Source organism: Rhizobium indigoferae (assembly GCF_034554815.1).
GTDB classification, from domain to species: Bacteria; Pseudomonadota; Alphaproteobacteria; order Rhizobiales; family Rhizobiaceae; genus Rhizobium; species Rhizobium leguminosarum.
The window spans coordinates 538,878-562,453 of record NZ_CP140636.1 but is presented as its reverse complement, the minus strand read 5'-3'; the positions used below and the strand labels follow the sequence as shown (position 1 = coordinate 562,453).

The window sequence follows — 23,576 nt, the reverse complement described above, 5'->3', positions numbered from 1 at the left end:
TCCTATTCCTGTCGCAGCGCCTTCGAAACACCGGTTGCGCCGAGCCGTGTAAGGCAGGCGGCGGTCGATTCGCCAGCGTCTTTGTTGTCTTCGATGGACCGGGCGAGCCTCTCTATAGCGAAATCGATCCGACCGCCAGCGATCCGTTCGTCCGGCTGATCCGCCGCAAGCCCATTGAGGATGAGCCCATAACCTTCCGCTGAGCCCGTCAGGGTCAGCGCCGGCCGGGCATGAGCGCAGCCCTTGGCGCAGCCGGATAGATGCAGCGTCAGCGAACCGTCGAAAAGGGCAGGTGCTGCGGCAATGAGACGGCGCGCAAGGGTCCGCGTCTCGTAGAAAGCGGAACCGCAGGCGCCGGCGCCGGCACAGGCGGCGATATGCTCGGTATTCTCGCCAGGCTGGCTGCTGAAGCCATGTCTGGCTGCGGCGATCTGCATAGCCAGCACTGCATCGTCGGAAAGCCCGATGAGGAAGAAACCGCGACCGGGCGCAAGCCGGATGGCTGTTGCGCCACGGGCCTTTGCCAGATCGAGCAAAGCGACCAGATCGGGCGCTCTCATCTGCCCGAATTCCGGCCTGACGCCGAGTATGATTTTGCCGTCGTCAAGCCTGTGCGAGCCGGCAAGCGGCATGACTGCCGCGCGAGACGAAATGAATTGAATGCCATCCATCGCGGGAAAACGCGCCCGCAGAAGCGTCGCGTCGATATCCTTTGCTCGCCTGCCCTGCCCGAGGGTCGCCAACAAGCTCAGAATTTCGCCAACGGCTGATATCGCCGCCTCCGCAGGACCGATCGCGACTGGGATTGCAGTTTCACCGTCGCCATTGATCGCGACAAGCCAATCCGCGCCGAATTGCGCGACGACACGAATGTCGGCGGACAGTGCTGACAATCCGAAGGAACCGCCGCCGTCGACGATAAGCGAGAGCTTCGGCGCGAGCCGCGGCGAGGCAAGCAGATCGTGGAGCGTAGCACGCAAGGCCATTTCCATCACGGCCGGATCGCTTATCTCTTCCGGGTCGATGCCGTGCAGCGGCGATGTCTCGATTGCCGGCCCTTCCGGCACGGTGATACCGGCGGCATCGATATCGGTCGCGAGCTGTCCGACGGTCTCGGCCCGAAGGCCTCGGATCTGCAGATTGCCGCGGGCGGTGATTTCGAGAATGCCGTTTCCATGTGCTGCGGCGGAGCGGGCAAGGCTTGCGAACTGCGACAGCGTCAACGTGCCGCCGGTCGGCCGCAGCCGTACCAGCAAACCGTCGCCGGTCGGCATCGGCGCGGCAAGGGCGGGGCAGGCGCCGCGTCTACCCATCTTTGCCGCCGGGCGACCGTGCAGATCCGCCTCGCCTGTCCTGTCGCTTGCCTTTGCGGCCTTAATGCTCATTCTCGATCCTCTGGCCACTTCTTACATGATCGCAGCCGGGCCGGCAAAGCATGCTGGAAAGGCTTCGCACTGGCTAATCGTCGAAATCCCGTCCCTTGCGCAGAAGATAGATGTCCATGATCCAGCCGTGCCGCTGCCTGGCCTCGGCCCTGAGCGTCAGAATGTCGGTGGCGATGTCGCCAAGTCGTCCTGATCTGACGATCTCGTCCTTGGTGCCGAGATAGGCGCCCCAGAAGATCTCGGCATCGGGATCGTCGATCTTCGCAAAAGCCTGTTCGCCGTCAAGCATGACGACGGTGGTGTCGGTTAGAAGTCCATCCTGTGCCAGCCTGCGCCCTGTGGTGATCTCGATCGGTTTGCCGACGAGGTTGACGGGGATTCTGTGGCTGGCCGCCAGCGCCTGGATGCTGGTGATGCCGGGGATGACGCTGTAATCGAAATCCAGGCTGCTTTCCTGCCGCACGCGTTCGATGATGCGGATCGTGCTGTCGTAGAGACTGGGATCGCCCCAGACGAGAAAGGCGCCGCTGCCATCATCAGGGAGACCGGAGATCAGTTCTGCATAGATGCCGGCGATCTCACCGTGCCAGGCGTCGACGCTCCGCACATAGGTCTTGTCTGCCGTCTGCCTTTGCGGCACCGCGAACTCTGAAATCCTGCCGGCCGGCCGTGTGAAATAGCGGTCGCAGATATCCCGCCGGATTTCGGCGAGCTCTTCCTTGCCGACGCCCTTGACCGGCAGGAAGACCACGTCGGCTGCGTTCATAGCGTTGATGGCCTGTATGGTCAGGTGCTCCGGGTTGCCCGTGCCGATGCCGATGATATGGATATGCTTCAAGCGGATGCTCCCCGTTGAGTCCTGGCGGTCATGCCGAAAAAGCTTGGACGTCGCAAGGGCTGAACGATGAGTTGGCCGCGGCCAACCGGGCCTGTGGATAGCGGCTTAGCCCTATTGTTGCTGCGAATCCCGAATCGTGTCACTTTTGATACGCTTTTTGACGCTATGTTGACAGAAAAGCGCATCGAAAAGGATTGGGTGTTTTGGACAACATTAGCGTATCGACGACAGATGTACGGATCGAGCGGCATGCGAACCAGCTTTCGCGGCAACTGAAGCTCCTCCGCGACAAGCTGTTTCCGCCGCTCTCGCAAAAGACGCTACGAACATTCTCCTCCGGCGAGGCTGCCCAGATGATCGGCGTCTCCGACGGCTATCTTCGCCAGCTTTCACTGGATGGCAAGGGACCGCAGCCGGATCTTGCCCAGAATGGCCGGCGTTCCTACACGCTCGGCCAGATCAACGAATTGCGCCAGTATATGGCGAAGCTCAAGCCGAAAGACGCGCTTTCCTATCAGCCGTGGCGCCGTCCTGGCGAAAAGCTGCAGACGGTTGCCGTGACCAATTTCAAGGGCGGCTCGGCCAAAACAACAACGACGCTCTATCTGGCGCAGTATCTGGCGCTGGCGGGTTACCGGGTGCTTGCGATCGATCTCGATCCGCAGGCTTCGCTTTCCTCAATGCTCGGAGTTCAGCCCGAATTCGATCTTTCCGAGGGCGATACGCTCTATGGCGCAATTCGTTACGATGAGGGCCGCAAGCCGCTGAAGGAGATCGTCCGCAAGACCTATTTCGACGGACTGGATCTGGTGCCGGGCAATCTCGAGCTGATGGAGTTCGAGCACGAGACGCCACGGGCACTGAACGATCGGCAGCGGGCGGGTGAGCTGTTCTTCCGTCGCGTTGGCGTTGCCATTGCCGAGGTAGAGGCCGATTACGATATCGTGGTGATCGACTGCCCTCCGCAGCTCGGTTACCTCACGCTTGGCGCCGTTTGCGCCGCCACATCGCTGCTCATCACCATCCATCCGCAGATGGTCGACGTCGCTTCCATGTCGCAGTTCCTGCTGATGACTTCGGATCTGCTTTCCGTCGTACGCAAGGCCGGCGGCGACCTGCAGCATGACTTCATCAAATATGTCGTCACTCGTCACGAACCCTTCGATGCGCCGCAGTCGCAGATCGTTGCGCTGCTGCGCAGTCTCTTTAGTGATGACGTGTTGACGGCGACCATTCTCAAATCGACGGCAATCGCCGATGTCGGTCTGACCAAGCAGACGCTCTACGAGATCGAGAAAGGGCAGGTGCGCCGCTCGACCTATGACCGGGCGTTGGAATCGGTCAATGCCGCCAACAGCGAGGTTCTCGCCGGTATTCACAAAGCCTGGGGCCGCACATGAGCAGACGCGATCGCCTGAAAGGTCTTTTCGACGATACGGCGCAGGAGTTGGCCGCGGCCAACTACGAGGAGCCATCTTCGCGCGGATCGGCCGGGCCGGTTCGGACGATGGCGCTGACTCTTGGCCGCATGGAGGAAGAGAGCAGGGCGATGCAGGAGGCCTTGCTCTCCGGTGAACGCATCGTCGAACTCGATCCTGATCTGATCGATTCCTCTTTCGTCCGCGACCGCCTTGCCGACCAGCCGCTCGATACGGAAGACGAGCTGGTGCAGTCGATTGCTGAGAACGGCCAGGAAGTGCCGATCCTCGTTCGCCGCCATCCCAATGATGAGGACCGCTACCAGATCGCCTACGGCCATCGCCGCCTGCAGGCGGTCAAGCTGCTCGGGCTCAAGGTTCAAGCGATCGTCCGTAAGCTTGACGATACCGATGTCGTCATCGCGCAGGGCATTGAGAATTCGGCGCGTCGGAACCTTTCTTATATCGAGCGCGCGGTCTTTGCCCTCAATCTCGAGCTCAAGGGTTTTGAGCGTCCCGTTATCATGAAAGCGCTGTCGACGGATAAGACGGAGCTATCGAAGCTGATATCCGTCGCAAAAGCCATCCCCGCCGAAATCGTCAGGTCGGTCGGAGCCGCGCCTGGCATCGGGCGACGCAGGTGGATGGCGCTTGCCCAGGACTGGAACGGGATGACGGCCGCCCGGCTTGCCAAGCTCATTGCTTCGGGAAGTTTCCTGGGGGAAGAGAGCGATCGCCGATTCGAGCTTTTGGTTGCCGAGCTCGCCAAGAAAGAGGCGAAGCCCGAAACCACGGAATATGACTGGAAGCCGAAAAGCGGCGGCAAGATTGCCGGCCGAATCAAGAGCGCCGGCAATTCCTTCACGATCGCGTTGAAGACCGGCGATGCGCCGGATTTCGGCGCTTACATTTCACGCCGTCTCGATGAGCTTTACGAAGCCTATCGGGCCGGCAAATTGCAAGCAGGAGAATAGGCCGCAAAAGAAAAAAGCCTCCGAACGTTGCCGTCGCGGAAGCCTTTCTCATATCTGGACAATCTGAGAATCGCACTTCCTCGAATCACTGTCAAGCATCTTCGGCATCCTTTTGGGTGGTAGCTTTCTTTTGCCTTGAGAAAAGGTGAGGGACATGGAGCCTCAATATGTATCGACGCCCTTTGGGCGGCGATCGATGACGCTTGGCATGCTGGCAAGCCAGGAAAGCGCCAGCAAGGTCGATCCGGACGCATCGGTCGACAAGTGGAAGATCTTTCGTGCGCTCTGCGAAGCAAAGGACATGGTCGGCGTATCGGACCGTGCCCTGGCTGTTCTCAATGCGTTGTTGACCTTCTATCCGAAAAACGAGATTGCCGAGGCCAACGGCTTCGTCGTCTTTCCGTCGAACGAGCAGCTGTCGCTGCGCACGCACGGCATGGCTGGCACGACGTTGCGGCGGAATCTGGCGAATCTGGTCGAAGCGGGCCTGATCATCCGGCGGGATAGTCCGAACGGGAAACGTTTTGCCCGCCGCAACGGCGAAGGCGGGCTTGGTGAGGCCTTTGGCTTCAGCCTGGCGCCACTCCTGGTGCGCGCTCGCGAGATCGAGGCGCAGGCGGCTCAGGTGATGGCCGCCAAACTCGAATGGAAGCGACTGAGGGAGCGCCTGACACTTTGCCGGCGTGACATCACCAAGCTCATCGAAATCGCGCTGGAAGAGGAAATTGCCGGCGAATGGATCGAGATGCAGAAGCATTTCAATCTGCTTTCCGCAAGCCTGCCGCGCCGCCCGTCGGCTGCCGAGATGGAAAGCCTACTGGCTGATCTCGAAGCTTTCCGGGAATTGATCGTCAAGACGCTGGAATCGAAGTCGAAAACAGAAAAAACAGACGCCAATGATAACCAAAACGGTCGGCACATACATAATTCAAACCCACACGCTATATCTGAACTTGAACCAAGCTTCGAACCGAAGCAGGGCGCAAAGTCGGAGGAAGAACCGCAGGCGTGGCGGGAGCCGCCGAAATCCTTCCCCCTTGCCATGGTGCTGCAGGCTTGCCCGGAGATCATCGCTTACGGACCGGGCGGCGGCATTGGCAGCTGGCGCGATCTGATGGCCGCGGCCGTCATCGTCCGTTCCACTCTTGGCGTCAGCCCCAGCGCCTATCAGCTGGCCTGCGATGTCATGGGGCCGGAAAACGCCGCCACGGTGATCGCCTGCATTCTGGAAAGGGGCGGACATATCAACTCGGCCGGCGGCTACCTGCGTGACCTGACGCGGCGGGCGGAGCGTGGCGAATTTTCGCTCGGACCTATGCTGATGGCGCTGATGCGGGCAAATGGTCCGAAGGCGAGGAAAACCGGATGAACGGCTATAAAAAAGCTTCGCGCCAGCTGCGACGGCTAGAAGGATGTGCCGCCGGTCGATCTGCCATCTCAACGGCCTCCTTCCCCCGACTTTTGTTGAAATACACCATTAACCATGTCATACATGGCGGAAGGAAACACCCATTTGGCTTCCATTTGTGAAAAACCGTAAAGCTTAACAATGCGCTACGATCTCGACGGTGCAATGCTTCAAACCTTGCTTCCCTCCATTGCCGCGGCGGAGGATGCGGTAGCGCGGCTGGACGAGCGGGTGTTGCGCTCGGTGGTCGGCGAGGGATTTGCCGAACGCAGCCATTTCTTCGACGCCGCCGGCGCGCTCTGGGTGGCCGGCGAACTCGTGCATGTCGAGGATCTCGTTTTACATGATGCCCATATGGATAGCCGCGCTCCCACCCACGAACTGACGATCGCTCATTCCGTGCTGCGGGCACGTCGGCGCATCTGGACCGGCGACCCCTCCTGGGCACTCGGCGTCTCGGGCCTTGCGACGCTGACTGCGACTGGCGGGGAAGGGGAGGGGAAAGCACAGGAAGCAAAAAGCCTGGGAGTTCCACTCGAGACCGACGGAGAGGGCGAGGATGAGGACGGGCCGCTCGCTGCCGAGATGGCGGAGATCGATGCGCTTCTTGCCCGCTCGCAGAAGCTGCTCGATGTCCATGCTGGGAAAACGCCGGCAAGCGAGACGGTGGCCCTTGCTCCAGCAAAACGCAACGAAGATCCTCTCGGCTTGCTCGGTGACGACGAGTGGGACGAGGAACAGCGGCTTACCGAATGGCGAATCGTCCAGCCATTGGCCGATAGCTTGCCGCCGGTTCTCGGCGCCATCATCCTCTTCGAAGCCTGGGAAAGGATCGAGCCGCTGCGGCGTCAGCACTGGCTCGGCGGGCTTCTGGTCGCAAGCCATCTACGCGCCCGCGGCAAGGTCGCCTCGCATCTGTTTTCTTTTTACGGCGGCCTGAAGCTGGTGCGCCATGAGCGTCGTCGGGCGCGCGATCGGGCCACGCGGTTGCAAGCCTTTCTGGAGGCGGTGCATCTGGGTGCCGTGGCCGGCCTCAAGGAAATCGATCGCCTGTCGCTGGCGCGCACGCAGATGGAGCTGCGCTTTCGCGGCCGCCGTTCAAACAGCAGCCTGCCGGAACTTGCCGATTTCATCCTGTCGCGGCCAATGGTCTCGGCGGCGATGATCGCCCGTCATCTGCGCATCACGCCGCGCGGGGCGCTGAACCTAGTCAACGAGATCGGCATTCGTGAAATTACAGGCCGAGGCCGCTATCGCGCCTGGGGTATCATCTAATGCATGTCGCCCCAAAGTGTGCATGCGGCTTTGGGACAGCGACATGCATAAAGCAAAGACCTAAAGCGCGTCGCATGATTCCGATTTGACGCGATGCGCTTTAAACGAAAACGGCCGGGCGTTGGCCCGGCCGTTTTCGTTTAGGCGAGCACCCAGTCCGCCATCCTGTCACAGACTGCAGACCAGGCGCTCTTGCGCTTCCTTTGCCCCCAGAAGCGCAGTCCTATTCCCGCTCGCCGGTGAAGTTGAGCAGAAGCTGGAAGATGTTGACGAAGTTCAGGTAGAGCGAGAGCGCACCGAAGACGGCGAGCTTCTGGTTCGATTCCTGATCAAAGTTTTCCGAATACTGTTCCTTGATGTTCTGCGTGTCGTAAGCGGTGAGACCGACGAAGACGACGATGCCGATCACCGAGATCGCAAACTGCAGCGCGCTCGAACCCAGGAAGATGTTGACGACCGAGGCGATGATGACGCCGAAGAGGCCCATCATCAGGAACGAGCCCATGCGCGAGAGATCGCGCTTCGTCGCATAGCCGTAGAGGCTGGTGGCGCCGAACATCGTGGCGGTGATGAAGAAGGTCCGCGCGATGCTCATCCCGGTGAAGACTAGGAAGACGGAAGCGAGCGACAGGCCCATCACGGCGCAGAACGCCCAGAAGGTGATCTGAGCGGTGCTGGCCGACATCGTCTGGATCTTGAACGAGAAGAAGAAGACGAAGGCGAGCGGGGCAAGCATCACCACCCACTTCAGCGGCGAGCCGAAGATCGGGACGTAGAGTGCCGGCGTCGAGCCGACGACAAAGGCGACGAGGCCTGTTATGACGAGGCCGAGAGCCATATAGTTGTAGACGCGCAGCATATGCTGGCGCAGGCCTTCGTCGAAGAGGGCCTGGGAGCCGGCGACGGCACCGTAGCGGGGATTGATCGGGTTCATGCTGATCTCCTCGGTTTGATTAATAGAGCGAGCGGGCGAGCCGTTCGGCCGCCTGGTCGAGATTGAGACCGCTATCGTCAGCGATCAGCGCATAAGCGACCTCGCCGATCTGCCAATAGGCGGCTTCTGCTTTTTCCAGCGTGAGATGACTGACCGGCTTGACCTCGAAGGCGCCCGGACGGACGGCAAAAAGCGACAGTCGCTTTCCATCTGCTTGTTCGATCGCCATCTCGACGCTGGGGCCGAATTCGGACGGGAAGATCTGCACGTCGGCGACCTTCCAATCCCTAGGCAGTTCGGGCATCACGATCGCGGTGGCGGCGCGAATATCGTCAGCGCTATAGCTGGCCGGCGTCTGCGGAGGCATCGATTGGCGCAGAGCCGCGGTCTGATAGGCGCGGACGGCATCCTCGACATAGGCGGGTGCCGGAACCGATGCCACCACCTCAGTCGCCGAGAAGGCGCCGAAGGAATTGTGCGCCACCCAGCCGGCGGCGATCAGAATGCCGACGGCGGCAACGCGCTGCATGGAATGGAAGATGCGGCCATAGGAAAGGCCACGTTCCAGCCGCCGGGCGGCATCGCGGGTCTCGGGGCGGCCAAAGGCACTTTCGCCGGCAAGCGCCAGACGCAGTTCGCCCCTCACGCTGAGGTCGGCCATGACCTTGGCGGCAATCGCCGGATTCTCGGAAAGATAGGATTCCACCTGGATGCGACGGGCGACATCGAGCTCGCCATCCACATAGGCGTTAAGATCGGCATCGAGGATCGGATCAATTGCTTTCATTGCCGTTCCCTCCGATTATTCTCAGATGCGAAACCCGCGGCGTCTTCTCCTCGAATTCGCGAAGCTGAGCGCGCGCGCGGGAGATGCGCGACATCAGCGTCCCCACGGGAATGCCGAGCGCCTGGGCGGCTTCCTGGTAGGAAAGGTCTTCGATCGCGACGAGATGCAGCGCCTCGCGCTGTTCCTCCGGGAGGTCGAAGAAGGCGTCGCGCACCTGCTGCAGGCGCACGGCGTGTTCCTGGCCGGCCGGAAGCGACTGCTCGGCTTCGACAGCCGCCTCATCGTGGCGGCGCGTCAGCGATCGGTTCCGGCGAAGACGATCGATATGGGCATTGTGCAGGATGGAGAGCAGCCAGGTGCGCAGGTTGCCGCCGCTGCGGAAGCTCTTTCGCTTCTCGAAGGCGCGCACCAGCGCATCATGCACCAGATCCTCCGCCTCGTCCGAATTGCGCACCAGCGAGCGAGCGTAGCGCCTCAGCGCTGCAAGCTGTCCGATGACGTCGAAGGGGCGTTCTTTGCGTTCCATGATTGAGTATACGCAAGTGAGGCGGGTTTTATTCCCGCGGCCGTAAAAAAATCAAGCGGACCGAGACCGTCGCTGGATTCATCAAATATCCTTCCCCAGCGGAGGGCGCCTCAAATCCGCGATTGTTTATGACAATTACATGACAGATCATGACGCCGCCGATTTGCGGGGGAAAATAAAGAATGAAGGAAAAGAAGCGGGTCTACGAAGCTCTCGTGGACGGCGCCATGGAAGGGCTGACGGATGAGGCGCTCTATGATTTCGTCAAGGCGCGTTGTCCGAAGGCCACCAGCAAGAAGATCGTCCGGGCCTCGCTTCTCGCCCTGATGGATCCTCATCTCAGAGACCGCAATATTCTCGACGTGATTTATGCACTGGCGATCAAGCATCGGCTGGATGACGGCGTGCTGGACGACGGCGAAGACGAGGAGCCCGACGAGCGGGCTCAACCCTCGCCGGCAGCCAACCAGAACATGCCGCAGCTTTCCTGATGCAGGTCGCCTGAAATGGTCAGCCGCCGTCCGAAAGCTCTTCGAGGATCGGACAGTCCGGCCTGTCGTTGCCGTGGCAGGCATGCACGAGGTGCTCAAGCGTCCGGCGCAGCTCCGTCAGCTCGCGGATCTTGCGATCGATCTCGGCAAGCTTTGTCTGAGCGATATCCTTGACGTCGGCACTCGCCCGGTCCTTGTCCTCATAGAGTGCCAGCAATTGCCGGCATTCTTCGACGGAAAAGCCGAGGCCGCGCGAGCGCTGCAGGAAGCGCAGCTTGTGAACGTCGGTTGCGGCATAGTCGCGATAGCCGTTTCCGCCCCTTTCGGGGCGGATGAGGCCAATATCCTCGTAGTAGCGGATCGTCTTCGAAGGCAGGCCGGACCGTTCCGATGCTTCGCCGATATTCATCGCCATCTCCTATAATTTTGCAAAGCGCAGTCTCAGCGCATTTGATATGACCGAAACGGACGAGAGGCTCATTGCTGCTGCGGCGATCATCGGCGAAAGCAGCAGCCCGAAGATCGGATAGAGCAGGCCGGCCGCGATCGGCACGCCGAGCGCATTATAGCCGAAGGCGAAGCCGAGATTCTGGCGGATGTTTTGCATCGTCGCCTCCGCCAGCCGCCGTGCCCTGACGATGCCGTTCAGGTCGCCCTTCACCAATGTGATGCCGGCGCTTTCCATCGCGACGTCGGCGCCGGTCCCCATGGCGATGCCAACATCGGCGGCGGCGAGCGCCGGGGCGTCGTTGACGCCGTCGCCGGCCATGGCGATGATGGCGCCCTTGCTACGCAATTCGTCGATCAGCGCCTTCTTGCCTTCCGGAAGCACATCGGCGCGAACCTCGTCGATGCCGAGGCTTTTTGCCACCGCACGCGCCGTGCGCTCGTTGTCGCCGGTCGCCATGATGATCTTCAACCCGCTGTCGTGCAGTGCCTTGATGGCGGCTGTTGTCGTCGGCTTGATGCGGTCGGCAACGGCGACGAGACCGGCAAGCGCGCCATCGAACACCACGAACATCACCGTCTTGCCGTCGCCGCGCAGGGCCTCGGTCTTCTCGGCAAGTACCGCCGGATCAATGCCGAGATCGGTAAGCATCGCGGCATTGCCGAGCGCCACCGTCGTGCCGCCGGCACGGCCCTGAACGCCCTTGCCGGTCTTTGCCTCGAAACCGGTGACCTCCACGAAGGGGACGCCGCGCTCCTCGGCGCCGGAAACGATCGCTTCGGCCAGCGGATGTTCGGAGCCGCGCTCCAGGCTTGCCGCCAGCGACAGCAGCCGGTCTTCGCCGACCCCACCGAAGGCGATGACATCGGTAAGCTTCGGCTTGCCTTCAGTCAGCGTGCCGGTCTTGTCGACGATCAGCGTGTCGACCTTGGAAAAGCGCTCAAGCGCTTCGGCATCCTTGATCAGCACGCCTTCCTGCGCGCCGCGCCCGGTGGCGATCATGATCGACATTGGCGTTGCCAGGCCGAGCGCACAAGGGCAGGCGATGATCAGAACGGCGACGGCGGCTAGCAGTGCATTCGCCATGCGCGGCTCGGGCCCGATCGCGGCCCAGACAAGGAAGGCAAGGATGGCAGCAGCGACCACCGCCGGCACGAAGACGGCCGACACCCGGTCGACGGCGCCCTGGATCGGCGCCCGCGAGCGTTGCGCCTTGGCGACCATGTCGACGATGCGCGACAGCACCATATCTGCGCCGACCTTTTCGGCGGCCATGACGAAGGTGCCGTTCTTGTTGATCGTGCCACCGGTCAGCGGGTCGCCTTTCGACTTCTCCAGAGGCAGGGGCTCGCCTGATATCATCGATTCGTCGACGGTCGACTGGCCTTCGAGGACGGAGCCATCCACCGGCACCCGCTCGCCAGGGCGAACGCGCAGCTGGTCACCGGTCTGGATATCGCCAACAGGCACGTCGCGCTCGCTGCCGTCGGCATCGATGCGCCGCGCCGTCTTCGGCGCAAGGTCGAGCAAAGCGCGGATTGCCGAGCCGGTACGTTCGCGCGCTTTCAATTCCAGCACCTGGCCGACGAAGACGAGCGCGACGATGACGGCTGCTGCCTCGAAATAGACGGGCACGGCCGCGCCGTGGCCATGGAAGCTCATCGGGAAGATGCCGGGTACAAGCGTGGCGACGACGCTGTAGACATAGGCGGTGCCGACGCCGAGACCGATTAGCGTCCACATATTCGGGCTGCGGTTGACGAGAGACGCCCATGCGCGGCGGAAGAAGGGCAGGGCTGCCCAGAGCACCACCGGCGTTGCTAGCAGCAGTTCGATGTAGGTGGCCTGCGGCTCGCCGATCGTTTCGCGAAGCGGCAGGCCGAACATCGGCCCCATGCTCAGCGCCAGCAGCGGCACGGCAAGGATGGCGCTGACCCAGAGCCGCCTGACGAAATCGACGAGTTCCGGGTTCGGACCTTCGTCAGCAGGCGGAATGCCCATCGGCTCCAGCGCCATGCCGCATTTCGGGCAGTCGCCGGGACGGTCGCTGATGACTTCGGGATGCATCGGGCAAGTGTAGAGCGTGCCCGTCGGCGCCGGCTTTGCCGGCGGGTGCTTGCCGTCGCGATAGGCTGAGGGGTCGGCTTCGAATTTCGCATGGCAGGCGGCCGAGCAGAAATAGAACTTTTCACCGTCGACTTTCAGAAAGTGTTTCGCCGTCGAGCGATCGACGGTCATGCCGCAGACGGCGTCCTTCGCGGCCAGATAATCCGCAGGTGCCGCCGCAAACTTCGTCCGGCAGCCCTCGGAGCAGAAATGATAGGTGCGGCCGTCATGCTCAAGCGATGGCTTGCCGGCTTGCGGATCGACGGTCATGCCGCAGACAGGATCACGGATCACGGCATCGGCAGCCTTCTCCTGATCATGGCCGCAATGGCAATGATCATCGCCATCGTCGTGGCTGTGGTGGTGGTCGTGCTGGTGCTTGATATCCATGACTATCTCCTGTGCCCCGGAGGGCCGTTGGATAGGCTTATCCACCTTCCAGCGACTGGAAGGTCAAGCACTATTTTCATGGACTCGATTTTAGCGACGGCTGGTCCTCAGATCGGGGTGATCAGCCCGACCGGCTGGCTCCCGAGCAGGGCGGCGACCGAGATGCTGCCCCCGGGCTCGATCGTCTTTCCGGTCAGCAGGTCCGCCTTTAGACCGTGAAGCGGGGAGGGGACGGCGATCGCCGTATCCTCCCAGAATTCCGGGCCGGCAAAGAGCACGCCGGGGTCGAGCCAGCCGAACATCAGCCGTGGCGCTGCGATGATGGCGAAATCATCCTTGTGCACCCGGGCATAAGCGAGGATGTGGTCTCGCCGGGCGCCCGTCACCTTCAGGGGCAGATAGTCGCCTCTGGAAAAGAGGTCCGCGTGCCGCTGGCGCAGCTGCAGGCCGATCCCGACGATGCGCTGCTTCAACGCCGCCGCCTGCAGCTTGGCGATCGGTCCGGCTTCATCAAGCCATGCCTTCAGCCGCTCATGATCGACCGGTCGGCGGTTGTCTGGATCGACGAGGCTGAAGTCGAAGCTTTCGGCACCCTGGTAGATATCGGGAATGCCGGGGGCCGTCAGCTTGAGCAGTGTCTGCGACAGGCTGTTGAGATACCCCGCCGCTATGAAAGGCTGCAGCACCCTTTCGAAATCCTCGAGGAAGACGTTATTGTCAGGCGAAACCAGGGCCGCGGCATAGGTCGCGACCGCTTCCTCGTAAGCGGCATCCTGTTCCGTCCAGTCGCTGCGCAGTTTCGCCTCGCGCACGGCCTTGACGGCGTAATCGGTGAAGCGTTCGCGGAGTTCTTCCGTCTGTCCTCTATCGAAATCTTCCGGCCAGATGCCGGCCAGAGCCTGATAGAGCATCCATTCGACATTTGGCTCCGGCGCTGCGCCATCTGCCAGATCCTTCAGCCACGGCCGGTTCATGTCGCGCCACCGCTCGACCGCCTGTGCAAAAACATCCGCGCCCTCGCTCAGCGCATAAAGCCTTGCACGCCCATCCTCGCCGCGTTTGGTGTCGTGGGTCGCGCTTGTCGAAAGCCCATGCGGCTGCAGTCGCGCCCGCTCTGCCATGCGGCGGTGGAATTCCTCCGGGCCGCCAGGCGCTTTGCCCGGTTCACCGCCCACTTCGTTTGCGGCAAGCAGCCTGTTATAGCGGTAAAAAAGCGTATCCTCGGTCGCCTTCGCCATTACCGGCCCGCTCAATTGCTGGAAGCGGATACGGAACTCGTGGGCCGCGTCACCCTCGACCTTGCCTTCGAGAAGCTTCAGCACATGGTCGACGGCGTGTCGATCGTCGAGCAGCGCCATGGCTTGCGAAGCGGTCGCCGCAAGCACCGCTGAATCCTGCCAGGAAAGCGGGCCACCGTCGCCATAGGTGCGGTAGACGGGAAAGGTGATCAGCAGTTCGCTGAGCGCGGTGGCGATCTCGTCTCTTTTTGCCTCGGGAAAGATGCCTGCGGCGATCGACACCAGCCTATTGGTCTCGCCGGCGAAATTACGTTCGACCATCAGTCGCTTGGCAATTCGCCGGCCCGCCTCGAGATCACCCGCGTCGGCGGCGATCCTGCGATAGGCATCGTCCAATATGCGCAGGCCTCCGGCGTCGATGAACAGCTCGCTTAGCGCGGCGATGAATTCATATCCCGTGGTCCCGGCAACCGGCCAGCTCTCCGGCAGGACCTCGCTGGCCCCGAGGATCTTTTCGACGACGATATAGGTGTCCGGTCCCACCGCCTCCCGCAACCTGTCGAGATAGGCCTTAGGCTCGGCGAGCCCGTCGACATGGTCGATGCGCAGGCCCTGCACCTTGCCATGGCGCACCAGCTCAATCACCAGCCGGTGCATGTCCTCGAACACCGGGGGATCTTCGACGCGGGTGCCGACCAGTCCGGTCACCTCGAAAAAACGGCGATAGCTCAGATGTCGCGCCGCCGTCTTCCAGTGCGTCAGCCGCCAATGCTGTCCCTCATGCAGGCTTCTCATGAAATCGCGATCGGCCGAGACGTCATTGAGCTTCTGCTGGAGGGCGGCTCGATCGCCGCCTTCGAAGAGGATATCGCGCATCGCGCGGTTGAAGTTCTCGCCGGAGGTGACGGCCGCAGCCTCCGCCATTCTGGTGGCAACCGGATCGTCGAGCCGATCTGCGATCGCTCCGTAACTCGCCGGGTTCAGCGGCAACAGCGTCTCAAAATAACCGAACGCGAAGTTACCGTGCGTTTCGTCGAGCGCGATGCGAAGCTCGCCACCGGCGAGTGCTCCCTCGAAGTCCTGAACGAGCTGCGGCAGGGTCAGCGGCTCGCTCCAGTCGATGTCGAAGTGGCTGAAATAGGCGCTCTGTCGCCCAAATATCAGCACGTCGCGCCACCAGCCGTTTTCCGGCGAGGCCGCCATGTGGTTCGGCACGATGTCGAGGATCAATCCCATGCCTGCGGATGCAAGGCTTTCCGCCAGCCGCTCGAATCCGGCCCGGCCGCCGAGCACCGGGTCGATTTCGTTGGCGTCTGTCACGTCATAGCCGTGGGTCGAACCGCTCACGGCGGTGAAGATCGGCGAGGCGTAGAGGTGGCTGATGCCGAGCGTCTTGAGATAGGGGACGAGGTCGCAGGCGCGATCGAAGGTCATGCCGTTGCGGAATTGTATCCGGTAGGTCGCTGTCGGGAGTGTCATGAGGCCGCTGATGTTGGAAAGGGACCTTCCGGAACGGTTGCAGCCGGGTTTTTGTTCCTTGCAACGCCGCGCGTCTTTTGACACGCCTAAGGGACGTTGCAACATTTTGAATTGGTGGGTCGTGCGTTCGGATGTTCTAGTCGATGAAAACGCCGACGCTTGCGGCGCGTCCGGCCGAGTCGATGACGGTCAGTTTCGAGTAGCCGCCGCCATCAGGCAGCCATTGCTGAATACGCCGGCGGGACAGATCAGGCAGCGGCTTGCCATTGGCAAGCCAGCGGAAGGGGGCTCGGCCACCCTGGAGCTTCAGCATCAGCGGTGACAAGTTCCCTTGACCAGCGCCGAGATCGACATGCGCGCCCTCGGGCGGATAGATGATCTCAGGCGCGGCCTCGCGGCCGGAGGCGAGCAGCCCGCTGGCATTGAGGGCGAAGCGCCGCTGGCTGATCGGCAGCTCCGACTGGGCGATGCGCACGGCGCCCGCAGGCGGGCGGGGCAGCGGCGTCGTCGCGAGGCCTGACTTGGCGAACCCTTCGAAGAGGATGGGCGCGGCGGTGCCATAACCGGTCAATCCCGGCACGGCGCTGTTGTCAGGTCGCCCGACCCAGACGCCCAGCACATAACGCCCATCATAGCCGACCGACCAGGCATCACGGTAGCCGTAGCTCGTGCCGGTCTTGTAGGCGATGCCGCGCTGCGGTGCGCCTGAGGGAGGAATGACGCCGGAGAGAATATCGGCGACGTTCCAGACCGCGACCGGTTCCAGCAACGGTTCGCCGTCGAGCTTGCCCGGTGCGCCGCTGACGCCGTCGCCGAGCCTTGCCGGCTGGCCGCGATTGGCGAGGGCCGTATAGAGTTGCACCAGATCCTTCAAAGTGATGCCGACGCCGCCGAGACCGATCGCCAGTCCCGGCGTCTCATTCGGCGGCAGGACCGGGCGTACCTCGGCGCGGCGGAAGCGCACCATCAGCCGCGACGGCCCCACGGCATCGAGCAGCTTGACGGCCGGCACGTTCAGCGAAAGTTGCAGCGCCTCGCGCACGGTGACGTCGCCCTGGTAGCTCATGTCGAAATTGCGCGGCCGGTAGCCGAAGAAATCAGCGGGCCGGTCCTCGATGATCGTTTCCTGGGACACCAGGCCCTGTTCGAAAGCCAGCCCATAAATGAAGGGCTTCAGCGTTGAGCCCGGCGAGCGGTTGACGCGCGTCATGTCGATCCAGCCAGAGCGGCTGGCATCGAAATAATCGGCCGAGCCGACCTCGCCGACAATCGCACCGGTTTGCGCATCCGCCATCACCATGGCAAGCGAAAGCTTCGGCCCGAGCTTGAACGCCGCTGCCCGCGCAACCGCTTCCAGCCCCTGCTGCACCTGTTTCTTCAAGGTCGTCTGATGCTTGAGGACATCAGGCTCCTTGCGCAGTGCGGCTTCGGCGACATGGGCGGCAAGTGCCGGCAATTGCATGCGCCGCGACGGGACCGCGACGCCTTCAGCCCGCTCCGCTTCGCCGTCACCAACGGCTCTAGCGACCGCTACGCGGCCAAGCACACGCTCGCGTGCAGCTTCGGCCGCCTTGAGATTGCGGTCCGGCCGGCGCCGTTCCGGCAATTGCGGCAGGGCGACGAGCAAAGCCGCCTCGGCGACCGTCAGGCGTCGCGGTTCCTTGCCGAAATAGGCAAGGCTTGCGGCGCGCACGCCTTCCAGATTGCCGCCATAGGGCGCGTGCGTCAGATAGAGGTCGAGAATCTCTTCCTTCGACAGCCGCCGCTCGATCTGTACGGCGCGCACCAACTGCAGCAGTTTTGCCGAAAGCGAGCGTCCTTCGCGCGGCTCGATCAGCCTGGCCACCTGCATCGACAGCGTCGAGGCGCCGGAGACGATGCGGCCATTGCTGACCAGTTGCACGGCAGCGCGCCCGATCGCGAAGGGGTCGATGCCGCCGTGATCATAGAAACGCTGATCTTCATAGGCGATCAGCATACGCAGGAATTGCGGATCGACGTCGGAGACCGCCGTCTTCAGCCGCCAGCGGCCTTGCGACGTCGCAAACGCACGCAACAATTGCCCGTCGGCATCGAGAACCTCGGCGGAGACGGCATTTGCCCTGTCCAGCGGCGGCGGAAAGGCCCTGTCGGCGGCATCGAGCGCAAAGAGAGCCGCGCCGGCAAGAACGATGCCGGCTGTGGACCCGATCGCAAACTTGTGCCACCGCCTCATTGTTGCGCCGTCACGACCTCCATCTTGCCGGTTGCCGTGCGGGCCGAAAGCTCCGGCCGGTACATGTTCTCGACGTTTGCGGCCGGATGGTCGTAGGTGCCGGGGGTGACGGCACGCACGACATAGGCGACGTTGAATTCGCGCTCATCGCCTGCTGCGCGGTTGAAGGCGGCGACGAAGCGGTCGTAGCGGAATTCGGTATGGGCAGCGGAGATCTCGCCGATCCAGTCGAAATTCGTCATCTGGGCGCTGTCGACGAGATTCGGATTGTCGATCTCGAAGCCGGCCGGCAGAAGGTCGGTGATGACGATGCGCGACGGCCAGTCGTTGGTTTCGCGCACATGGATGACGACGACGTAGCGTTCGTTCTGCTTCGCCTCGCTGACATTCGCTTCTTCGCCGTCGAGCGTGTAATAGGTCCGCTCTATGACGAAGCCGTCGCCGCCGGCCGGCAGCGGCACCGTGGGGGCGGCAACGGTGGTGACCACAGCTGAAACCGTGTCGTCTGTCTGGTTGGTCAGCGTCAGCGGATGGTCAGCCAGGGCGTCGCCGGTCATGCGTGCCATGTAGGCACCGGTGTGCGCGGCCCCATTGACATCGACCTTCATGCCGTCGTCACCGCCCTGGATGGCTCGCGCGGCAAGCAGCATCCAGGTTTCTTCCTGTGTGCTCTTATATTTGCTGCGCTCCCATTCCTTGCCGACCGCCTTGGCGAGTTCCGGGATGACCGGCGGTACCGGCCGGCTTTCGGCGGCGAGCGCCAGGATCGCCGCGCCGTCGCGCAGGATCGTGCCATAGTCGGTACGCGACAGGTTCACGCGTGACACCATCGATTGCTCCGACATCTGCAGCGCGTCGAGGAAGATATTCTTCGAGCGCTGCGCATCACCGTAGAGCGCCAATGCGGCGGCGATATGCGCCTTGGCGAGCGGCGTCGGGAAGTCATTGATCATCGTATCGGCATAATAGCGCAGATCGCTGATCGCAGCCTTCTTGTTGCGAGCAAGGACGTAGATGGCATAGGCGATCTGATCGCCCTGGCCCTTGATGTCGGTGGTGTAGGACAAGGTATTCTGCAGGTTTTCGAGCGCCTGCACGAAAGCCCTTTCCGGCACGTCGTATTTCATTTCGCGGGCCCGCGTGAGGAAATCGGTGACATAGGAATCGAGCCAGACATCGCCCGAATCCGGTCCCCAGAGGCCAAAACTGCCGGCCGAGGCCTGATAGGAAAGCACCCGGTAGATCGCGTCCTGTACGCGCTTATGCACGTCGTCGTCGTTTTCCATACCCGCCTGCTTTGCGACTTCGGCGAGATAGAGCAGCGGCAGCGCTCGGCTGGTGGTCTGCTCGGCGCAGCCAAAGGGATAGCGGTCGAGCGTCATCAGCAGGGCGGGAATATCGAAGGCGGCCGAACGGGTGACGTTGACGCTGATCGAGGCACCCGGTAGCACGCTGTCGGCCAGCAGGTTCTTGTCGACGGTGAGCTTTGCCCCCGGCTTCAGCGCCAGCACCCTGCGTTCGGTGATCGGCAAGGAGGCCGGGCGCACCGGCACATCGACCGTCTGGTCTAGTGAAAGGCCGGAAGCGTCGGAGAGGTTGATCGAGACGCTGCCGGCGCCCGGCTGTTTGCCGATGAGCGAAAGCGTCAGCTCGGATTTCGCGCCGGCCTCGAGGCGGATCGTCTGCGAGGCAGAAGCTTCCTCGATGCCGACCGCGTCATTACCGGTCAGTTGCAGCTTGTAGTCGCCAGCCGGCGCATCGGTATTGGCAATGTCGAGGCGCAGATTGGCCTTGTCGCCGGGGGAGAGGAACTTCGGCAGACTTGCGGTCACCACGACAGGATCGCGGATGATGACATCCTTGACGCCGTGGCCGACGCCTGATTTCGACCAGGCGACGGCCATGACACGCGCCGTGCCGTTGAACTGCGGAATGTCGAAGGAGACATTGGCCTTGCCTTCGGCGTCGAGCTTCACCGGCCCGGAGAAGAAGGCGACGAGCTTCTGCGTCGGCGGGCTTGCCTGTAGCGCAACGGCACCGCCATCACCGCCGGTCCTGAGCTTGCCGGTCGCACCCAGCGAGCCGTCGATCAGACGGCCATAGAGGTCGCGGATTTCAAGACCGAGCTGGCGCTGGCCGAAATACCAGTCCTCCGGGTTCGGCGGTTCGTAGCGCGTCAGGTTGAGAATGCCGACATCGACGGCAGCAACCGTTACATAGGCATCCTCGTTGGCGCCGGCGCCCGCCACCTGCAGGCCGATATTCAACGGTCCGCGCGGCAGCATCTTTTCGGGTGTTGCAAGCGTCACCTGCAGCGCGCGCTGTTCAGGATCGACTTTCAGCCATTTGATGCCGATCGAGCGCATCGGCATGTGGTTGTCCTGGGCGTCGCCGGGGCGGAAGAGCGTGGCGGTCACATAAGCACCGGCACCCCAGTCAGATGTAACCGGGATATCGACCTCGCCGCCGGTCTCGCCGATCGTGGCGTTCTGTACGGCAACCAGCTTTTCGGTTCCGGCCGTCACCATCAGCTCGCCGCCATAGCGCGAGGTGACTTTCAGCTTGGCCGTTTCGCCGATCTTGTAGCTGTCCTTGTCGAGGGCGATCTCAAGCCCATCTGGCGTTTCCGTCGAGGTCGAGGTCACGAACCAGCCGGCGTCAAATTCGACGCTTGAGGTCGGGCCGTCGGCATCGGGGCTTTCCACTTCGAGGCGATAGCGACCCCAGGTCACCGGCACGGAGATCTTGCCGCCGTCCATCGTCGCGTCGACACTGCCGTTGGAGACCTGCTCGGCGGTGTAGACCGGCTCGTATTTCCAAGCCGTTCCCTCGCGATACCATTGGTATTCGCGGTTGAGGCTGTAGAATTTCCAGCGCAGGCCCTTCGCCTCCTGCTTCTGTCCGTCGGCCTTGACGCCGATCACCGTAAAGTTCGCAATCGAATTCTCCGGCAGATCGTCGGAAAATTCCGGCTTGATGCCGATCGAAGCGCGCTCGTTCTTCACCGGAATAGTCAAGGAGCGCTCGATAGCGCGGCCGCCCGCCTCCTGCATGCGGATATAGACAGTCGCGTTGAGCAACTGTGTCGTGGCCGGCAGGTCGCTGATGGTCAGGTCGGTCGAGGCTTCGCCGTTCTCGTCGAGTTCCGGCAGGCCGTCGATCGGCAGGCGCGAATCCTCGCTGGCCTCTTCGTCGGCGAGGCCGAAGAGGAAGCCCTTATAGGCCGCACTCTCGCGCGTCGGTTTGACGACGACGTCGCCTTCGAGCGTCAGGCCGGCGGCCGGGGCGCCGTAGAGATATTTGCCCGAAACGGTGATCGTCGCAGGCGTGTCCGGACCGACTTCCTTAGCCTCGGTCTTGATCTCCATGTCGGTGCGATCGGGGACGAAATCGTCGACGAGGAAGCTCTTGGTGGCGATCGCGCTGCCCTTGGGATCGGTATAGATGTTCATCGTCCAGGTGCCGCGCATGGCGTTTTCCTGGGTCGGGAAATCGATGGAGTAGCCGCCGAGATTGCTGGTCTGGCTGACGATCCGCCGGTCTTCGACGCCATCGGGGCGACTGAAGATGAAGGTGAGCGGCAGGTTGTCGATGGCGTTGCCGTCGGTGTCGCGGGCAAGTGCCTGCGCATGAACCGTCTCGCCGGCGCGGTAGATGCCGCGTTCGGTGAAGGTCAGCACGTCGATCGCGCCGGGTGCGGCCCGGCCCGTTACGCCACGGTCGGAAAGATCGAAGCCGGCGCGCGTCATGTCGAGGAAAACGTAGTCCGACGAGCCGTTTTTGGCGGTAATGACGGCAGGCGTCAGCGCCGCCGTACCGCGTATCAGGCCGGCGGTGAAGGTGGCGCGGCCGTTTTCGTCGGTCGTTGCAGTGCCGAGCACTTCATTATTCTTGGCGAGCAGCTGCAGCTCGACGCCTGCGATCGGCTTGGCCGATGCGAGCGAGCGGGTGAAGACGTTGAGCCCGTCCGTGCCGGCGTAGGTGGTGACGCCGATATCGGAGACCAGGAACCATTGCGTCGCCTGCGAATCCCACTCCTGCGCGGGGCCGTTTGCCGCCGTTGCGGTCATCACATAGATGCCGGGCTTGCGCTCGGGCAGCGCCTCGTCGACCGGGAAGCTGGTGACGATGTCCTTGTTGAGTTCGTTGGCGATGTCGATCGAGCCCTGCCAGACGAGTTCGCCGCTCTGGTCCTGGATGTTCTGGGCGCTGTAGCCGTCGAGTTGGGACAGGAACTGCGAATTGGTCAGCAGCGGCGCGATGGCGCGATCGCCGATGCGGTAGAGTTTCAAGTTGGCCGAGGTCATATTGACCGAGACGATCGGGATGCCGCGGCGCGCAGTCGAGGGCAGCACGAAGCTGTCGCCGGTGAAACGCACGATCTGGCTACGGTCCTTGATGTAGACATCGACGCTGACAGGTGCTTCCAGCACCTCGTCGACGGCCGACGGCAGGCCGGTGCGGAAGGCGATCTTGTAGGTCTGGCCATGCGTCAGCCCCTCGACGCAGATCTGCTTGTCCTTGGCCTCAAGCGCCTTTGGTGCTTCGCCGTTCAGCGTCACGAAGGGCGTGTAGTCGGTGGTTTTGACCAGCGCCTCGGAGAAGGTGACGCAGGCACGCGGCGTGGCGCTGTCGGCATCGACCGTGTGTTCAGTGACGCGGAAGCCCTGCGTTGATTTCAGCTGCAGGTAGGCCGCCTGCACATCCTTGGCGCCGACAAGCGCCAGGCTCGCCTTGTAGGCGTCGAGCGCCGGGCGGTAGTTGGCATTCCGTTCCAGTGCAGTGGCGAGCACGGCCAGCGCCTCGGCGCGTTTGGCGGTGGTGCGCGTCAGCTCGTAGCCGTTCAGCGCGTCGAGCACGGCTTGGCCGGTCGTGTTGCTCTCGGCGCTGCCGAGCGAGGCTGCGGCGCGGGCGGTTTCGAGCCAGAGATCGGCGTCGTCAGGTGTGATCGACAGCGCGCCATGGAAGGACTTCAGCGCGTCGGCCAGATTGTTGCCAGTGAGGTCGATGCGGGCATTGGCCGTCAGGCTGTCGGCGCCCTGGCCCTGCTGGTCGTCGGCAAGGGTCAGATTATCCTTGAAGTCGTGGGCCTGCTGGATGAGATCGTTCGTCAGGAAGGTCAGCCGCGGCGCAGCGCCAATATCCCGCTCCTGTTGGGCGGCCGTTTCGACGATCTTGCCGGCGATGGCGCCGGGGAAAGCGTTCATCGTCTTGAAATCGGATTTCAGGAAACACCATTTCACCTTGGGATTGTAGGTGAAGGCCTTGCAGCTCTTGTCGCCGATGCAGGATGTCTTGCACTGATCGAGCGAAACGTTCTGTTCGGTGCGAAGATCGAAGCCGAAGAAATCGGCGTCCTTGATCGTCTGGATGTCGCGCCTGGTCTCCGCAGCGGCGGCGGGAAAGCTGATGGCGATCGTGGAAAATGCGATTGTCGCGAAAGCGAAGAACGAGCGCACGGACATAGGTTCCCCCCGGAAATGCTGGCTCTGACCGGCGGGCACTCTCCTCACTCCTCGCGAGATTGTCAACTCAAGTTGAGCGCTGTTTCATCTTCGCACAGGCGCTTTCGTCCAGCTGTCACATCGGCGTGAGTGACCACCTTGTGATTTGCGGCTTTTGCAAGGATGAGCAAGGATTTGGGCGATCGCAGGAGGTAGCGCC

General features: G+C 62.5%; 15 protein-coding genes. 5 read left to right on the top strand and 10 right to left on the bottom strand.

Annotation, left to right across the window (positions count from 1 at the left end; genetic code table 11):
* Positions 1-2: 2 nt before the first annotated feature.
* Positions 3-1,385, bottom strand: coding sequence for a precorrin-3B synthase (gene cobG / locus U5G49_RS26445; RefSeq protein WP_130748253.1), 1,383 nt, complete (start codon positions 1,383-1,385; stop codon positions 3-5).
* A gap of 73 nt (positions 1,386-1,458) precedes the next feature.
* Positions 1,459-2,223: a precorrin-6A synthase (deacetylating) gene (gene cobF / locus U5G49_RS26440; protein WP_130653821.1), complete on the bottom strand. Its 765-nt coding sequence runs from the start codon at positions 2,221-2,223 to the stop codon at positions 1,459-1,461.
* 203 nt (positions 2,224-2,426) lie between these two features.
* Between cobF and repA the strand changes: the two genes are divergently transcribed.
* The 4 genes from repA to U5G49_RS26420 all read left to right on the top strand — a co-directional run bounded on the left by repA (position 2,427) and on the right by U5G49_RS26420 (position 7,298).
* A complete protein-coding gene (gene repA, locus U5G49_RS26435) occupies positions 2,427-3,623 on the top strand; it encodes a plasmid partitioning protein RepA (protein WP_065276215.1) in 1,197 nt (398 codons plus the stop codon).
* Positions 3,620-4,615 (top strand): plasmid partitioning protein RepB, encoded by a 996-nt coding sequence (gene repB / locus U5G49_RS26430; protein ID WP_065276214.1) that lies wholly within the window; start codon positions 3,620-3,622, stop codon positions 4,613-4,615. Before repA ends, repB begins: the two co-directional genes overlap by 4 nt.
* Positions 4,616-4,769: 154 nt before the next feature.
* Positions 4,770-5,984, top strand: a complete 1,215-nt coding sequence (gene repC / locus U5G49_RS26425) for a plasmid replication protein RepC (protein ID WP_193443849.1) — start codon at positions 4,770-4,772, stop codon at positions 5,982-5,984.
* 180 nt (positions 5,985-6,164) lie between these two features.
* On the top strand, positions 6,165-7,298 hold the full coding sequence (locus tag U5G49_RS26420) for an RHE_PE00001 family protein (RefSeq protein ID WP_130653817.1): 1,134 nt from the start codon (positions 6,165-6,167) through the stop codon (positions 7,296-7,298).
* Positions 7,299-7,521: 223 nt separating this feature from the next.
* Here the strand turns inward: U5G49_RS26420 and U5G49_RS26415 are convergent, their stop codons facing one another.
* From U5G49_RS26415 to U5G49_RS26405, 3 genes are read right to left on the bottom strand one after another with little or no spacing between them, the layout of a single operon-like run.
* Positions 7,522-8,232, bottom strand: coding sequence for a Bax inhibitor-1/YccA family protein (locus tag U5G49_RS26415; protein WP_018246224.1), 711 nt, complete (start codon positions 8,230-8,232; stop codon positions 7,522-7,524).
* Positions 8,233-8,251: 19 nt separating this feature from the next.
* Entirely contained in the window at positions 8,252-9,019 is a 768-nt protein-coding gene (locus U5G49_RS26410; protein WP_018246225.1) for an anti-sigma factor family protein, read from the bottom strand.
* Positions 9,006-9,545 (bottom strand): sigma-70 family RNA polymerase sigma factor, encoded by a 540-nt coding sequence (locus tag U5G49_RS26405; protein WP_018246226.1) that lies wholly within the window; start codon positions 9,543-9,545, stop codon positions 9,006-9,008. Before U5G49_RS26405 ends, U5G49_RS26410 begins: the two co-directional genes overlap by 14 nt.
* Positions 9,546-9,727: 182 nt before the next feature.
* Between U5G49_RS26405 and U5G49_RS26400 the strand changes: the two genes are divergently transcribed.
* Positions 9,728-10,036 carry a hypothetical protein gene (locus U5G49_RS26400; protein ID WP_065276211.1) on the top strand — a complete coding sequence of 103 codons (309 nt, stop codon included), beginning with the start codon at positions 9,728-9,730 and terminating at the stop codon, positions 10,034-10,036.
* Between the two features lie 19 nt (positions 10,037-10,055).
* Here the strand turns inward: U5G49_RS26400 and cueR are convergent, their stop codons facing one another.
* The 5 genes from cueR to U5G49_RS26375 form a co-directional block, all read right to left on the bottom strand.
* Positions 10,056-10,445: a Cu(I)-responsive transcriptional regulator gene (gene cueR / locus U5G49_RS26395; protein WP_065276210.1), complete on the bottom strand. Its 390-nt coding sequence runs from the start codon at positions 10,443-10,445 to the stop codon at positions 10,056-10,058.
* A gap of 9 nt (positions 10,446-10,454) precedes the next feature.
* Positions 10,455-12,980 carry a heavy metal translocating P-type ATPase gene (locus tag U5G49_RS26390; RefSeq protein WP_113541701.1) on the bottom strand — a complete coding sequence of 842 codons (2,526 nt, stop codon included), beginning with the start codon at positions 12,978-12,980 and terminating at the stop codon, positions 10,455-10,457.
* Positions 12,981-13,087: 107 nt separating this feature from the next.
* Positions 13,088-15,697 carry a malto-oligosyltrehalose synthase gene (gene treY, locus U5G49_RS26385; RefSeq protein WP_193443847.1) on the bottom strand — a complete coding sequence of 870 codons (2,610 nt, stop codon included), beginning with the start codon at positions 15,695-15,697 and terminating at the stop codon, positions 13,088-13,090.
* 136 nt (positions 15,698-15,833) lie between these two features.
* A complete protein-coding gene (pbpC, locus tag U5G49_RS26380) occupies positions 15,834-17,912 on the bottom strand; it encodes a penicillin-binding protein 1C (protein WP_193443844.1) in 2,079 nt (692 codons plus the stop codon).
* Positions 17,909-23,377, bottom strand: a complete 5,469-nt coding sequence (locus U5G49_RS26375) for an alpha-2-macroglobulin family protein (protein ID WP_193443842.1) — start codon at positions 23,375-23,377, stop codon at positions 17,909-17,911. The genes pbpC and U5G49_RS26375 overlap by 4 nt, the downstream gene beginning before the upstream one ends.
* Between the last annotated feature and the right edge of the window lie 199 nt (positions 23,378-23,576).

Excerpts from the sequence above, each read along its gene's own strand:
- repB (WP_065276214.1), top strand. The coding sequence starts at position 3,620 with ATGAGCAGACGCGATCGCCTGAAAGGTCTTTTCGACGATACGGCGCAG.
- U5G49_RS26405 (WP_018246226.1), bottom strand. The coding sequence starts at position 9,545 with ATGGAACGCAAAGAACGCCCCTTCGACGTCATCGGACAGCTTGCAGCG.
- repC (WP_193443849.1), top strand. The coding sequence starts at position 4,770 with ATGGAGCCTCAATATGTATCGACGCCCTTTGGGCGGCGATCGATGACG.
- pbpC (WP_193443844.1), bottom strand. The coding sequence starts at position 17,912 with ATGAGGCGGTGGCACAAGTTTGCGATCGGGTCCACAGCCGGCATCGTT.
- U5G49_RS26420 (WP_130653817.1), top strand. The coding sequence starts at position 6,165 with ATGCGCTACGATCTCGACGGTGCAATGCTTCAAACCTTGCTTCCCTCC.
- U5G49_RS26390 (WP_113541701.1), bottom strand. The coding sequence starts at position 12,980 with ATGGATATCAAGCACCAGCACGACCACCACCACAGCCACGACGATGGC.
- cueR (WP_065276210.1), bottom strand. The coding sequence starts at position 10,445 with ATGAATATCGGCGAAGCATCGGAACGGTCCGGCCTGCCTTCGAAGACG.
- U5G49_RS26415 (WP_018246224.1), bottom strand. The coding sequence starts at position 8,232 with ATGAACCCGATCAATCCCCGCTACGGTGCCGTCGCCGGCTCCCAGGCC.
- U5G49_RS26410 (WP_018246225.1), bottom strand. The coding sequence starts at position 9,019 with ATGAAAGCAATTGATCCGATCCTCGATGCCGATCTTAACGCCTATGTG.
- cobG (WP_130748253.1), bottom strand. The coding sequence starts at position 1,385 with ATGAGCATTAAGGCCGCAAAGGCAAGCGACAGGACAGGCGAGGCGGAT.
- U5G49_RS26375 (WP_193443842.1), bottom strand. The coding sequence starts at position 23,377 with ATGTCCGTGCGCTCGTTCTTCGCTTTCGCGACAATCGCATTTTCCACG.
- U5G49_RS26400 (WP_065276211.1), top strand. The coding sequence starts at position 9,728 with ATGAAGGAAAAGAAGCGGGTCTACGAAGCTCTCGTGGACGGCGCCATG.
- treY (WP_193443847.1), bottom strand. The coding sequence starts at position 15,697 with ATGACACTCCCGACAGCGACCTACCGGATACAATTCCGCAACGGCATG.